General features: G+C 66.1%; 1 protein-coding gene. It reads right to left on the bottom strand.

The genetic code is table 11. The annotated features are described in order from the left end of the window. Positions 1 to 1,301 (bottom strand): AMP-binding protein (locus tag ACZY0B_RS27500; RefSeq protein ID WP_463767379.1); only part of this gene is annotated, 1,301 nt, incomplete at both ends.

Raw genomic sequence — 1,301 nt, 5'->3', positions numbered from 1 at the left:
ACGTCGTGCTCGGTCAGCGACGCACCCGGGCGCAACACGATGTAGCTGCGTAGCCGCTGGCCGAACTCCTCGTCGGCAACCCCGATGACCGCGGCTTCGGCGATGCCCGGATGATGCGCGAGCGCCTCTTCGACCTCGCCGGGGTAGACGTTCTCTCCGCCGGAGACGATCATCTCGTCGTCGCGGCCGTCAATGAACAACCTGCCGTCCCCGTCGAAATGGCCGACGTCACCGGTGGCCATCAGCCCCTGAATCGATTCCTTGGTGCCGCCGCCGGTGTATCCCTCGAACGCCAGCACGTTGCCGACGAAAATCCGACCTGGCGTCCCCACGGCAGCCTCATGCTCGGCGTCGGTGAAGATTTTGACCACCGATCCAGGCACGACTCCCCCGACGCATCCCGGCTGGACGGCCAAATCAGCGGGTGTGGCGATGGTGGCGTAGGCGACCTCCGTGGTTCCGTACATGTTGTAGACAACGGGTCCCAACGATTCGACCGCGTGGGTCGCCAGCGCGGCCCCGAGCTGAGACCCGCCGGCGAACACGATGCGCAGTCCCGACAAATCGTGGTCGACCAGTGCCCGCGGGCCCAGGTCCAGGATGCGCCGCAGCATGATCGGCACGACGATCATGGCGGTGGCCCGATGTGCGGCCAGGCTCGCCACGGTCCGTTCGGGATCGAACTCGCGGCGTAACACCATTGCCGAACCCAGCACCATCGCGAACATCGCGTGGCTGAAGCCCAGCGAATGAAACAGCGGCACACAGCATTCGGTGACTTCTCGGCCGCGAAACGGCACCGTGGCGAGCAGGCTCCCTACCGGTATCAGCGAGTACGGCTCCGAGCGCGCGGCACCCTTTGGGACGCCGGTCGTCCCGCTGGTCGAAATGACGATCTTGGGCCTACCACCGGATTTGGGCGGCGGGGCGGTATCACCATGATCGATCAGCGCATCGAGAGTGTCCGGACCTGGTGCGTGCGCCCAAGCACGAACCCGTCCCAGCCTGGGGTGGACGTCAGCGACGATCGGGCCGTACTCGTCGTCATACACCAGTAGGTCGATGTCTTCGCGGCTCACCATGGCGGCGAGTTGCACACCGCCAAAGCCGGTGTTGAGCAGGACCACCCCGGCGCCGCACTTAGCCGCGCCGTAGACCGCTTCCAGGAAGCCCCGATGGTTACCGGCCAGGATGGCCACATTGGCACCCGGGCCGAGTCCGCGCCGGCGCCACTCGTTAGCCAACGCATTCGTCCGCTGGTCCAGGTCACCGAAGCTCAGCGCACCACGCTCATCGATCAG

The sequence above is a fragment of the Mycobacterium sp. IDUB_19 genome (assembly GCF_055419445.1).
Note: the sequence above shows the minus strand (reverse complement) of the source record. Positions and strands in the feature narration are given on the sequence as shown.